The sequence below is a fragment of the Caballeronia sp. 11_S32 genome, from assembly GCF_056930355.1.
The window spans coordinates 776,074-788,545 of record NZ_JBXOWH010000003.1 but is presented as its reverse complement, the minus strand read 5'-3'; the positions used below and the strand labels follow the sequence as shown (position 1 = coordinate 788,545).

Annotated in this window: 12 protein-coding genes and 1 other RNA gene; 3 read left to right on the top strand and 10 right to left on the bottom strand. The window is 62.8% G+C overall.

All coding sequences use genetic code 11. From position 1 onward, the window contains the following. Window positions 1-9 precede the first annotated feature (9 nt). A complete protein-coding gene (rplM, locus tag AC1Z32_RS15320; protein WP_008351572.1) occupies window positions 10-438 on the bottom strand; it encodes a 50S ribosomal protein L13 in 429 nt (142 codons plus the stop codon). 587 nt (window positions 439-1,025) lie between these two features. On the opposite strand from rplM, the gene AC1Z32_RS15315 reads away from it, so the two are divergent. After that, the gene (locus tag AC1Z32_RS15315) at window positions 1,026-1,448 is read left to right on the top strand and encodes an OsmC family protein (RefSeq protein WP_014190403.1); all 423 of its coding nucleotides are present in this window, start codon (window positions 1,026-1,028) and stop codon (window positions 1,446-1,448) included. A gap of 67 nt (window positions 1,449-1,515) precedes the next feature. Here AC1Z32_RS15315 and rnpB read toward each other — a convergent pair. The 3 genes from rnpB to pyrC all read right to left on the bottom strand — a co-directional run bounded on the left by rnpB (window position 1,516) and on the right by pyrC (window position 3,838). Next, window positions 1,516-1,931, bottom strand: an RNA gene (gene rnpB, locus AC1Z32_RS15310) — RNase P RNA component class A. Window positions 1,932-1,944: 13 nt separating this feature from the next. Then, window positions 1,945-2,757 carry a DUF3025 domain-containing protein gene (locus AC1Z32_RS15305; RefSeq protein ID WP_483479441.1) on the bottom strand — a complete coding sequence of 271 codons (813 nt, stop codon included), beginning with the start codon at window positions 2,755-2,757 and terminating at the stop codon, window positions 1,945-1,947. A 10-nt stretch (window positions 2,758-2,767) separates the two neighbouring features. Then, window positions 2,768-3,838 carry a dihydroorotase gene (gene pyrC, locus AC1Z32_RS15300; protein ID WP_483479440.1) on the bottom strand — a complete coding sequence of 357 codons (1,071 nt, stop codon included), beginning with the start codon at window positions 3,836-3,838 and terminating at the stop codon, window positions 2,768-2,770. Window positions 3,839-4,017: 179 nt separating this feature from the next. Between pyrC and AC1Z32_RS15295 the strand changes: the two genes are divergently transcribed. Continuing rightward, complete coding sequence (locus AC1Z32_RS15295; protein WP_483479439.1) at window positions 4,018-4,920, top strand: class II glutamine amidotransferase; 903 nt, start codon at window positions 4,018-4,020, stop codon at window positions 4,918-4,920. A 49-nt stretch (window positions 4,921-4,969) separates the two neighbouring features. Here AC1Z32_RS15295 and AC1Z32_RS15290 read toward each other — a convergent pair whose 3' ends face one another. The 6 genes from AC1Z32_RS15290 to AC1Z32_RS15265 all read right to left on the bottom strand — a co-directional run bounded on the left by AC1Z32_RS15290 (window position 4,970) and on the right by AC1Z32_RS15265 (window position 10,786). Continuing rightward, window positions 4,970-5,695 carry an amino acid ABC transporter ATP-binding protein gene (locus tag AC1Z32_RS15290; protein WP_483479438.1) on the bottom strand — a complete coding sequence of 242 codons (726 nt, stop codon included), beginning with the start codon at window positions 5,693-5,695 and terminating at the stop codon, window positions 4,970-4,972. Then, a complete protein-coding gene (gene gltK, locus AC1Z32_RS15285) occupies window positions 5,692-6,369 on the bottom strand; it encodes a glutamate/aspartate ABC transporter permease GltK (RefSeq protein ID WP_062606302.1) in 678 nt (225 codons plus the stop codon). The genes AC1Z32_RS15290 and gltK overlap by 4 nt, the downstream gene beginning before the upstream one ends. Next, window positions 6,369-7,109, bottom strand: a complete 741-nt coding sequence (locus tag AC1Z32_RS15280; RefSeq protein WP_062606304.1) for an amino acid ABC transporter permease — start codon at window positions 7,107-7,109, stop codon at window positions 6,369-6,371. Before AC1Z32_RS15280 ends, gltK begins: the two co-directional genes overlap by 1 nt. Window positions 7,110-7,178: 69 nt before the next feature. Continuing rightward, window positions 7,179-8,072, bottom strand: a complete 894-nt coding sequence (locus AC1Z32_RS15275) for a glutamate/aspartate ABC transporter substrate-binding protein (RefSeq protein ID WP_483479437.1) — start codon at window positions 8,070-8,072, stop codon at window positions 7,179-7,181. Between the two features lie 320 nt (window positions 8,073-8,392). After that, window positions 8,393-9,706 carry a Glu/Leu/Phe/Val family dehydrogenase gene (locus tag AC1Z32_RS15270; RefSeq protein ID WP_483479436.1) on the bottom strand — a complete coding sequence of 438 codons (1,314 nt, stop codon included), beginning with the start codon at window positions 9,704-9,706 and terminating at the stop codon, window positions 8,393-8,395. A 108-nt stretch (window positions 9,707-9,814) separates the two neighbouring features. After that, window positions 9,815-10,786: a LysR family transcriptional regulator gene (locus AC1Z32_RS15265; RefSeq protein WP_483479435.1), complete on the bottom strand. Its 972-nt coding sequence runs from the start codon at window positions 10,784-10,786 to the stop codon at window positions 9,815-9,817. 278 nt (window positions 10,787-11,064) lie between these two features. Here AC1Z32_RS15265 and AC1Z32_RS15260 point away from each other — a divergent pair, with 278 nt between their 5' ends. Then, window positions 11,065-12,453 (top strand): MFS transporter, encoded by a 1,389-nt coding sequence (locus tag AC1Z32_RS15260; protein WP_483479434.1) that lies wholly within the window; start codon window positions 11,065-11,067, stop codon window positions 12,451-12,453. Window positions 12,454-12,472 lie beyond the last annotated feature (19 nt).

Genomic DNA, 12,472 nt, shown 5'->3' with positions numbered 1-12,472 from the left:
GGGCTCCCCTTAGATCTCGAGCGCTTTAGGCTGTTGAGCCGTGTGCGGATGCGTTGCTTCGGCGTAGACCTTCAGCTTCTTGATCATCGCGTAGCCGAGCGGACCCTTCGGAAGCATGCCCTTGACAGCCTTCTCGAGCGCGCGGCCCGGGAAACGCTCTTGCATCTTGCCGAACGTCGTTTCGTAAATGCCGCCCGGGTAGCCCGAGTGACGATAGTACTTCTTGTCCGTGGTCTTGTTGCCGGTGACCTTAAGCTTGCCGGCATTGACGACGATGATGAAATCACCGGTGTCGACGTGCGGAGTGAATTCAGGCTTGTGCTTGCCGCGAAGACGGCGTGCCACTTCGCTGGCGACACGGCCGAGAACCTTATCCGTCGCGTCAATCACGTACCATTCGCGCGTCACCTCTTCGGCTTTTGCGGAAAACGTCTTCATGATCGATCCAAAAATTTAATCTGCCCTTTGAACATGCCTTGCTCGGCCCTGCTTATATGAGTGCGCTCGTGTCATCCACGGCGCGTGCAGGCTCTCACAAGCCTCCCTTCGCGGGCGTAGAGCGAAGAGAACTTTGAATTATAAAGGGAATTTGGCCACCGCGTCAAAAGCTTTGGTTCGCGGGCCGCACGGGACGAAAAAAAGCCCGAGCAACTGAGGCTCGGGCTTAATCCACCAAGGAGGAGGTGGAGGAGACAGGAACGAGTATAGGCACGGTCATGCTGCAAGGCAAGAGAATTTGCATAGTGAAAGTGAATTTCATAATTTGAAATTTAGACCGGCTTGCGCGAAACCATACTTTTTACCTTATTATCAATAACTTAAAAACGAACCGTTGGCGCATTTGCCTTGACTGTGGCATCTAGAGGGCTGACTCCAATCGATCACGCATCTTCAGCGACGGAACTGTCTCGTCGTTTTTTGCGGCGTCAACCAGTGGAAGCGCGTAAGGCCCGACCGATCGAAATTCCACGAACCGTTACAATGAAGCCTCTGTAAACGACGCGTTGAGCAGCTGGAGCCTGAGCATGGAATGCAAAGTTAGCTGGATGGGACAAGACGGCATGGCCTTCGCCGCGGAAACGGGAAGCGGCCATCTCGTCAATATGGACGGCGCGCCGGAAGGCGGTGGCCGCAACCTCGCGCCGCGCCCCATGGAAATGGTGCTGCTCGGCACCGGCGGCTGCACCGCCTACGACGTCGTGATGATCCTGAAGAAGAGCCGCCAGGAAATCCAGGGCTGCTCGGTCACCCTCAAGGCGGATCGCGCGAGCGAAGACCCGAAGGTCTTCACGAAAATCCATTTCCACTTCACGGTGACGGGCAAGAACCTCAACCCGGCGACGGTCGAGCGCGCGATCAACCTGTCGCACGACAAATATTGCTCGGCGTCGATCATGCTCGCGAAGTCGGCGGAGCTCACGCATTCCTTCGAGATCGTCGAAGCGTAAATTCAGGCCGTGCGCCGAAATGAAAAGAGCCGACGTCGCGAGACGCCGGCTCTTCTCTTTTGAACGACGACAAAGCAGGCCGATAAGCCGGATTTTGTGCACGCGTCCGGCTAAAGCTGGCCGCGCGTGGCAATCATTCCTCTAGACGCGCCATTGCTGACGCGCTCAAGCTTCCTACCCGCAGACGAAACGGGGGCCCCGTCCTGCATCGCGAAGATGCGCGCCTGCCTATTTGGAATTGCTCCGGGTGGAGGTTACCGTGCCGGAGCGTCTCGCGACGTCCGCGGTGCGCTCTTACCGCACCGTTTCACCCTTACCTGATCTCCGGACTTGCGCCCGGAGCCATCGGCGGTTTGCTTTCTGTTGCCCTGTTCCGCGTGTCGCCACGGATGGCCGTTAGCCATCACCCTGCCCTGTGGAGTCCGGACTTTCCTCGCCTTCTCCGGCCGAAACCTTCGAAGCCGCGATTGCCTAGCCTGCTTTGCAGCTATCGATTTTAGCATCCGCGAGCTCGGCGGCCCGGGCGAAACACGGAAACATCGTCGTAGAAATCGGGCGATGTGTTCGCGTCCCACCAGCCCGGCACGCCGAGCACCGGCAGCGGCGCGAACGCGCGGCTATCGAGCGGTTCCGCGTTCAGGCGCTGCGCGACACGTTCGTCGATGAGGTCGCGGCGGGCGGCATCGTCGAGGGAGAAATAGTCAGCGGGAACATCGACGATCCACGCGTGCCCCGTGCACGCCTTGTACGGCGCGACGAGCTTTTCCAGCAGCGCATGCCCGAAGATGCGCGCCTCGCAGCGCATGCCCCACGCCGCGCGCTCCCCAACGAACAGCGCGCGCCAGCCGAAGCCGCGCAGCGCATCGGCGAGCGATGCATCGGCGCAGGCGAAGAGCACCGCGTTTTCGTCGAAGAGCGTGAGCGCGTCGCGCACGCCGCCGCGCGTCGGGCCGATGCCGAGCGCATCGATCTGCTGCGCCTGGCGCGCGTTGAGCGCCGCCTTGATGCGCGGATACGCAAACCACATCGAGCCGTTGAAAAAATCGTGGAGATTGTGGCGTGTCGGCACGCAGCCCGTCAGCGCGATGTGGCCTTCGTAGGAAGCCCCCGCCGGCAGTTCATCCTGCGCGATGAACGCGAGCAGCTCGCCACGGCCGGTGGAAAGCGCAGCCGACGCCGCGTCTTCGTTCAAGACCGCGAGATACTCCGCGTAACCGGCGAGCGCCGCCGCCTGCCAGCGCCTTCCGCGCGCCTCGATCGAGGCAAGCCAGGGCCGCGACCAGTCGATATCGGCGAAGCCCGCGCTCACGTCCGCGATGTCAATGCGCGTCCGAGAAACGCCAGCCGATCGATTCGCCGCCGCGCAGCGGCACGATCGTCGCGTCGCCGGCGGTGAATTCGGCGGGCAAGGTCCACGATGCGCGCTCCAGCGTCACTGTTTCCGTGCTGCGCGGCAGGCCGTAGAAGTCCGCGCCGTAAAAGCTCGCGAAACCTTCGAGCTTGTCGAGCGCGCCGGCCTTGTCGAAGGTCTCGGCATAGAGCTCGAGCGCATGCAGCGCCGTGTAGCAGCCCGCGCAGCCGCAGGCGTGTTCCTTCAGGCCCTTCGGATGCGGCGCGCTGTCCGTGCCGAGGAAATAGCGCGGATTGCCCGACGTGGCCGCTTCGACGAGCGCCACGCGATGCGTCTCGCGCTTCAACACAGGCAGGCAGTAATAGTGCGGCCGCATGCCGCCGACCAGCATGATGTTGCGGTTGAAGAGCAGATGATGTGCGGTGATCGTCGCACCGATGGGGCCGTCGGCTTCGCGCACGTAATCGGCGGCGTCCTTTGTCGTGATGTGCTCGAACACCACCTTCAGCGCGGGAAAATCGCGGCGCAGCGGCGTCATCACGCGGTCGATGAACACCTTTTCGCGGTCGAACACGTCGATGTCGCCGTCGGTGACTTCGCCGTGGACCAGCAGCGGCATGCCCGTTTCCTGCATCGCTTCCAGCGTCTTCGCGCATTTCGCGAGATCGGTCACGCCCGCGTCGGAATTGGTCGTGGCGCCCGCCGGATACAGCTTCACGCCATGCACGAAGCCGCTGTCTTTTGCGCGGCGGATCTCGTCGGGCGGCATGTTGTCGGTCAAATACAGCGTCATCAGCGGCTCGAAGCGCGCACTGGCGCCCTCTTTCGGCAGCGCGGCCAGGATGCGCTCGCGGTATGCGCCGGCCATCTCTGTCGTCGTAACGGGCGGCTTCAGGTTCGGCATGATGATTGCGCGGCCGAACTGCCGCGCCGTGTGCGGCATGATGGCGGCGAGCGTCGCGCCGTCGCGCACGTGCAGATGCCAGTCGTCGGGGCGCGCGATCGTGAGCGAGTTGGGCGAGGATGAGGTAGCGGACATGGCGTGATGACGGGGAACGTTGGAATGGCGCAAGTCCACGCGAGGCAGGAAAAATTCGTCGTGGAAATTCCACAACGTGCGCGCTGGCGAGCAGTCGCGCGATTTTTTCGGCCCGACCTCGGTGATATGCTTGTCGGACGTATTGTAACAACGAGGCCACAGGCCGCCGCCCCAGCATCATGTGCCAACTTCTTGGAATGAATTGCGCCGAACCGACCGACGTGACGTTCTCGTTCACCGGCTTCGCGGCGCGCGGCGGCGTCACCGATCATCACGGCGACGGCTGGGGCATCGCGTTCTTCGAAGACAAGGCCTGCCGGCTCTTCATCGACCATCAGTCGTCCGCCAGCTCGCCGCTCGCGGACATGGTGAAGCGTTATCCGATCAAGTCGAAGAACACGATCGCGCATATCCGCAAGGCGACGCAGGGGCACATCCTGCTCGAGAACTGCCACCCGTTCATGCGCGAGCTGTGGGGCCGACACTGGATTTTCGCGCACAACGGCGATCTGAAGGGTCACGCGCCCGAGATGACCGGCGTGTATCAGCCGGTCGGCACCACCGACAGCGAACTCGCATTCTGTGCGCTGTTGCAAGGCCTGCGCCGCGCGTTTCCGTGCTCGCAGCCGCCGCTCGACGAACTCTTCGACGCGCTCGCCGTGCTTACCCGCGACATCACGCAATACGGCGTCTTCAATTTCCTCATGTCGAACGGGCAAGCGCTCTTCTCGCACTGCTCGACGCATTTGTACTACCTGGTGCGCAGCTGGCCGTTCTCGACGGCGCATCTGATCGACGCGGACATGTCGATCGATTTCGCCAAGTACACGACGCCGGAAGACCGCGTGGCCGTCATCGCGACCTCGCCGCTCACCGACAACGAAATCTGGACGCGCTTCGCGCCCGGCGATCTCGCGATGTTCCAGAAGGGCGATCTCGCGCGCACGGTGAATATTCCGGTGCCGGAGGAAATCGCGAAGAAGGCGGCCGAGCCGCTCGCGAAGGCGTGCGTCGGGTCGGCGCTGAAAGTGGAAGAGATTCGCACGACGGCCGCAGTGGCAAGCGAACTGGGCATCGAATAAAAAAACGGCGCTTCTTTTCGGAAGCGCCGTTTTTCTTGTCAGGCAGGGATCAGTGCAGGATCTTCGCCAGAAAATCCTTCGCGCGATCCGACTTCGGATTCGCAAAGAACGCTTCCTTCTGATCGTCCTCCACGATGAGCCCGCGATCCATGAAGATCACGCGGTTCGCCACCTTCTTGGCAAAGCCCATTTCGTGCGTCACGCACATCATGGTCATGCCTTCCTGCGCGAGCTCGACCATCACGTCGAGCACTTCGTTGATCATCTCGGGGTCGAGCGCGGACGTCGGTTCGTCGAAGAGCATCGCGATCGGGTCCATCGACAACGCGCGCGCGATCGCCACGCGCTGCTGCTGACCGCCCGAAAGCTGGCCCGGAAACTTGTCCGCGTGCGCGCGCAGGCCGACGCGGTCCAGCAGCTTCATGCCCTTCTGCGTCGCTTCGTCGTTCGAGCGGCCGAGCACCTTGATCTGCGCGAGCGTCAGGTTCTGCGTGATCGTCAGATGCGGGAATAGCTCGAAGTGCTGGAACACCATGCCGACCTTGGAGCGCAGCTTCGACAGATTCGTCTTCTTGTCGGTCAGCGACTGGCCGTTGATGCTGATCTCACCTTTCTGGAACGGCTCGAGGCCGTTGACGGTCTTGATGAGCGTCGACTTGCCGGAGCCCGACGGGCCGCACACCACGACGACCTCACCCTTCTTCACTTCGGTCGTGCAGTCCGTCAACACCTGGAACTGCCCGTACCACTTGGAAACATTCTTGATAGAGATCATCTTGCGACCTTTTTCTGAAGACTTTTGACGAGGGCCGACGCCACCACGCAGATCACGAAATAGCACGCGCCCGCGAACAGGACCATTTCGACGGACGTGCCGTCGCGGTCGCCGATATTCGTCGCCGTGCGGAAGAAGTCCGCGAGACTGATGACGTAGACGAGCGACGTATCCTGAAACAGGACGATGGCCTGCGTGAGCAAGAGCGGCACCATCGCGCGGAACGCCTGCGGGAGCACGACGAGCTTCATCGCCTGGCCGTAGGTCATGCCGAGCGCGAACGCCGCGTTCACCTGCCCGCGCGGCACCGCCTGAATGCCGGCGCGGATGATTTCCGAATAGTACGCGGCTTCGAACAGCGAGAACGCGACCATCGCCGAGGCGAGACGAATGTCGATGTCCGCCGAAAGCCCGAGCACGTTCTGCAACACCTGCGGCACGATCAGGAAGAACCACAGGAGCACCATCACGAGCGGGATCGAGCGGAACAGCGTGACGTACGCGCCCGCGAACCATTGCAGCGGCTTCACGCCCGAAAGGCGGAACAGCGCGAGCACCGTACCCCAGACGATGCCGACCACGATGGCGAGCAAGGTGATCTGCAGCGTGATCTTGGCGCCGACCAGCAGCGTGGGCCACTGCGTAAGAACGTCACTCCAGTTGAACTGATGCATCACTTGCCTCCGATGTAGCCAGGCAGCCGGGTTTTCGCCTCGAGCCAGCGCATCAACAACATCACGACGAGGTTGATGAGCATGTACGCGAGCGTCACCGCGATGAACGATTCATACGTCTGCGCCGTGTAGTCGACGAGCTGGCGAGCCTGCGCGGACAGATCCAGCAGGCCGATGGTCGATGCGACCGCCGAGTTCTTGAACACGTTGAGGAACTCCGACGTGAGCGGCGGCACGATGATGCGGTACGCGACCGGCATCAGCACGTAACGATACGTCTGCCATTGCGTGAAGCCCATTGCGAGACCCGCGTTGCGCTGTCCGCGCGGCAGCGCGTTGATGCCCGAGCGCACCTGCTCGCACACGCGCGCACCGGTAAAGAGCCCGAGACAGATGATCGACGACGAGAAGAACTGCGCCGTGGGCGGCAGTTGCTTGAACCAGTTGCCGATGGAAGGCGGCAGCAGCTCCGGTATCACGAGATACCAGACGAAGAACTGCACGATCAGCGGAATGTTGCGGAAGATCGCGACATAGACGGTGCCAATGCCCGCCAGCGTGCGATTCGGGACCGTGCGCAAGATGCCGAACAACGAGCCGACCACGAGCGCGATCACCCAGGCCGCGAGCGACACGGTGATCGTCACCCAGAAGCCGGAGATCAGCCAGCCGAGATAGGTGGTGGGCTCGCCGGTCGAAACCGGACTCAGCAATATGCCCCAGTTCCAGTGATAAGACATGGACTCACTCCAAAAAGAAACGGAAGAAGCAAGCTCCTTCCGTTTCGTCTGTTCGATTATCCGAACCGGTTAGTCGATTGCCTTGTCATTCGGGCTCTTGTAGAGAGCCTTCATGTCATCACTTTCAGGGAAGTTGAGGTTGAGACCCTTCGGCGGGATCGGGCTTTCGAACCACTTCTTGTAGATTTTCGCCGCTTCGCCCGACGTTTCGACCTTGGCGATCGCATCGTCGACGACCTTCTTGAACTCCGGATCGTTCTTGCGGATCATGCAGCCGTACGCTTCATGCGATTGCGGCGCGCCGACGATCACGAAATCGTTCGGGTTGTTCGACTTCGCGCGCTCGCCGGCGAGCAGCGCGTCGTCCATCATGAACGCGACGGCGCGGCCCGTCGACAGCGTCAGGAACGACTCGCCGTGGTCCTTCGCGCTGATGATGTTCATGCCCATGTTCTTGTCCTGATTCATCTTGCGAAGCAGGCGCTCGGACGTGGTGCCGGCGGTCGTCACGACGGTCTTGCCCTTCAGGTCGGCCCAGTCCTTCACGCCCGAATCCTTCTTGGTCATGAGGCGCGTGCCGATCACGAAGATCGTGTTCGAGAAGGAAACCTGCTGCTGACGCTCGGCGTTGTTCGTGGTCGAGCCGCACTCGATATCCACGGTGCCGTTCTGCACGAGCGGAATGCGGTTCTGCGAGGTGATCGGCGTGAGCTTCACCTTCAGATCCTGCATGCCCAGCTTCTGCTTGACGGCCTCGACGACCTTCAGCGCGAACTCGTGCGAGTAGCCGACGACATTCTGCTTGTCGTCATAGTAGGAAAACGGGATGGAGGATTCGCGATGCCCCAGCGAGATCACACCCGTGTCCTTGATTTTCTTGAGCGTGCCGGCGTCCTGAGCGTAAGCGCTCGTTGCGATGAGCCCGAGCGCGGCGACGAGCAGCGCAGCCTTTTTAACCTTCATTTGTTCGATCTCCTGTGGCGAAAAACGGGGCAAGTTTAGCAGGGTAATTATTCTGAAAGAATGATTGTTAACCCACGCCGTCTTATTTGTGAGACGGCGATGCACGGTGAGGTGCAACCTGGTGCGACCGCGCATATTACTGACGTTTTAGCACTGATGCTTGACGGAATTCATCTAGTTCGCTGACTTGTAGTTTTAATGCAAATGCGGGCGGCATTCCGAGGAATGCCGCCCGCATCGTTCAATGGGCGAAGACGCGGCCCGCCTTTCGCGAGCCGCCCGCCCGATGCCCGTTCCAACGAACGCGCAAACGCATCGGATCAGGGATACAGGCCGCGCATTTCACGCGCCTGCAGGATCCGCGTACACGCGACGATGAACGCCGCCGTGCGCACCGATACCTTGTGCTCGCTCGCAACCTGCCACACGCCGGCGAACGCTTCGCGCATCACGCGTTCGAGGCGCTGGTTGATCTCGTCCTCGGTCCAGAAGAAGCTCGAGAAGTCCTGCACCCATTCGAAGTACGAGACGGTCACGCCGCCCGCGTTCGCGATCACGTCCGGGATCACGAGGATGCCCTTGTCGTTCAGGATGTCGTCCGCCGCGGTCGTGGTCGGGCCGTTCGCGCCTTCGACGATGATCTTCGTGCGAATCTTCGACGCGTTCTTCTCGGTGATCTGGTTTTCCAGCGCGGCCGGGATCAGGATGTCGCTTTCGATCATCCAGAACTCTTCCGGCTGCACCGGGTCCGCGCCCGTGAAGCCGCCAACGCCGCCGTTCTTTGCGACGTGATCGAGCAGCGCGGCGGTATCGATGCCTTTGGAGTTATGAATCGTGCCCGTGTGATCCTGCACGGCGATCACGCGCGCGCCCGCTTCCTGGAACAGCTTGGCCGCGATGCCGCCCACGTTGCCGAAGCCCTGCACCGCGATGCGCGCGCCTTCGATCTCCATGCCGATGCGCCGCGCCGCTTCCGTCGCGACGACGAACACGCCGCGGCCGGTCGCTTCCTTGCGGCCGAGCGAGCCGCCGAGCGAGATCGGCTTGCCGGTCACCACGCCCGTCGCCGTCTGCCCCTGGTTCATGGAGTAGGTGTCCATCATCCACGCCATGATCTGCTCGTTGGTGTTCACGTCCGGCGCGGGGATATCCGTGTTCGGCCCGATGATGATGCCGATCTCGCTGGTATAGCGACGCGTCACGCGCTCGAGCTCGCCGCGCGACAGCGTGCGCGGATCGACACGAATGCCGCCCTTCGCGCCGCCGTACGGTACGTTCACCGCCGCGTTCTTCACCGACATCCACGCGGAGAGCGCCATCACTTCGGAGAGCGTTACATCCTGGTGGTAACGCACGCCACCCTTGCCGGGACCGCGCGACGTGTTGTGCTGTACGCGATAGCCTTCGAAGTGCGCGACGGTGCCGTTATCGAGTTCGATCGGGCAGTCGACGACGAGAATGCGCTTCGGGCGCTTGAGGGTTTCGAGCCAGCGCGAGAGAGGACCGAGATACGGCGCAACGCGATCGACCTGCTGCAGATAGTTTCCCCAAGGGCCGAGATCGTCGGCGTGGAGATACGACGGGATAGCGTGTTTTGCGTCCGGCGCTTGCACAGGTTGCTTCGAGGCAGACATTGATGCTCCAGCGGTGAAGGAATGCGCCCATTGTCGAAAAACCGCGTTTCCAAATCCAATGCCGTTTCCTTATCCCGTCATGCAATTCCTGCATAACGTCGCGGCGCCTTACGCGGCGGGCTTTCCCGGCGATACTTTCAACAATTCTTCACCCACTGCGTCCCAGAGCGCGCGCATCAAGGCCTGACGCGGCTCCTCACCTTGCGCCGCGAGCTTGTCGCGATAGAGGCGGATTTCCATCGTCAGCGTGAACTGACCCGCGGGCGTGCCGCGCGTTCCCCGGTCGAGGCGAATGAGCCGGCCTTCCTCAACCGCATCCTCGACGGCGCTGTGCGGCAGGAACGCGACGCCGTGGCCGGCGATCGCCATCGCTTTCAGGCCCTCGGCCATGTCGGTTTCATAGACCTTGTCGAGATAGAGCCGCGCGGGCGCGGTCGCGATGATCACTTCCGTCATGCGCCCGAGGTACGCGTTCGGCGTGTACGACAGATAAGGCACTGGCGACTCGGCCGTCGCGGGCAGCGTGAAGCGCGCGCGTCCGCCTTTCGTGACGGCGGAGAACGGGCTGATCGGCTCGACGCCGAGCGTGAGCATGTCGTAGCGCGCGGGATCGAGCGCGACCGGATGACTCGGATGGTGATAGCCCATCACAAGATCGCAGCCGCCTTCGACGAGCGAGAGCACCGCGTCGTGCACGTTGAGCGCGCGCAGCCGCGTGCGAATGCGCCCGAGCCGCGCCTCGATATGTTCCAGCCAGCGCGGAAAATACGTGAGCGAAAGCGTGTGCGGCACCGCGAATTCGATGGTCGCCGAGGGCACGCCGCCCTGCCCGCGCAAAAGCGTGCGCGCCTCGTGGAACTGCGAGAGCATCGCGAGCGCCTGTTCGTAGAACACGTTGCCGGCCTGCGTGAGGCGCGTCGGATACACGGACCGGTCGATGAGCTCGGTGCCGAGCCACGCTTCGAGCGCCTGGATGCGCCGCGAAAACGCGGGCTGCGTGATGTGTCTCAGTTCAGCGGAGCGACTGAAGCTGCGCGTCTCCGCGAGCGAGACGAAGTCTTCCAGCCATTTCAGTTCCATGCGTGTCGGGGGCGCCGGGGCGCTTGTTCAGCAAAGAACGCATTCTAGCGGGCGCATGAACCGCGCGAAGGCGCGGCGCACCAATCGCATGCGGCCGCGCACGGACGCGGTGCCCTGGATTCGAACGTCAAAGGCGCACGTGCACGCACCCGAAATCCGCGCCGGCACTCGCTCGGCGCGATGCGCCGATCAAACAGGCATTCCATTGGCATGATGCTTGCAGTTTTCCCGGTCGGCGTGTGCTCGTCCAGTAGCACGCGCATACACGGAACCCCGCAATGTCCAATCTGATCGCATCGCTCAAGAGCGGCAACTGGCGCTCGCTCCTCGCCTGCTTCCTTTACTTCGACACGGGATTCACCGTCTGGGTGCTGTACGGGCCGCTCGCGCCGTTCATCGGCCGCGACGTGACGATGTCCGCCGCGCAGCAGGGCTTTCTCGTCGCGGTGCCGGTGCTGGCCGCGGCCATTCTGCGCGTGACGCTCGGCAACCTCTATCAGTCGACCGATGGACGCCGCGTCGCGCTGATGGGCGTCGTGCTCTCGTCGATTCCGTCGATCGTGCTGCCGCTCTTGCCCGGCGTGCCTTCGTATGCGCTGCTGCTCGTGCTCGGCGTGTTTCTCGGCATGGGCGGCGCGAGCTTCGCCGTCGCGCTGCCGATGGCCGGCAGCAACTATCCGCCGAAGGTGCAGGGGCTCGTGCTGGGATTGGCCGCCGCGGGCAACATCGGCGCGGTGCTCGACGGTTTTCTGTTCCCCCATCTCGCCGATGCCTTCGGCTGGCAGATGTCGACGGCGGCCGCGCTGCCGCTGCTCGCGATCACGGCGGTCGCGCTCTTCGCGTGGGCATCGGATGCGGGCGAGAAGACCGGCAGCACGATGCGCGCGCTCTCCAGCTTCCTCGTGACGCTGGTCAGCCTGATCGTGCTCGTGCTCGCGGTGAATGCGGGCGTGTTCGGCGGCGGCAAGGCGGGCGTGCTGCTCCTGCCGGTGATCGGCGCGCTCATCGCGATTGCGGTGCTGCCGGGCCGTTATCGCTCGGTGCTCGGCGAGCGCGACACGTGGGTCATCATGCTGATCTACAGCATCACGTTCGGCGGGTTCGTCGGCATGTCGTCGTATGTGACGCTGCTGCTCACGTCGCTCTATCAGATGCCGAAGCTCGAAGCCGGCCTCTTCATGTCGCTGCTCGCGTTCCTCGGCGCGATCGTGCGGCCGTTCGGCGGCTATGTCGCCGATCGCGTGACCGGCGTGCGCGCGCTGCTCGTGCTGCTTGCGGCCATTGCAGTCGGCGATTTCGCGTTCGCGATCTGGATGCCGCCCGTCGCCGGCGGTCTCGCGATCCTGATCTGCCTGTATATCGCATTCGGTCTCGGCAACGGCTCGACGTTCCAGCTCGTGCCGCATCGCTGGAAGGGCAAAACCGGATTGCTGTCGGGGATCGTGGGCGCGGCAGGCGGTATCGGCGGCTTTTATCTGCCGGTGGTCATGGGCATCGCGAAGGAAAGCACGGGCAGCTATCAGATGGGCTTCGCGACCTTCGGCGTGCTCGCGACCTGCGCGTTCGGCGCGCTGTTCCTGCTGCGCGGACAGTGGCTGAGCTGGTCGTCGACGGCTTCGCAAGGGCGCGAGGGTGTCGCGATGGGCGGCGCGCACGCGATGGAATGACGCGCGGCCGGGCGGCGTT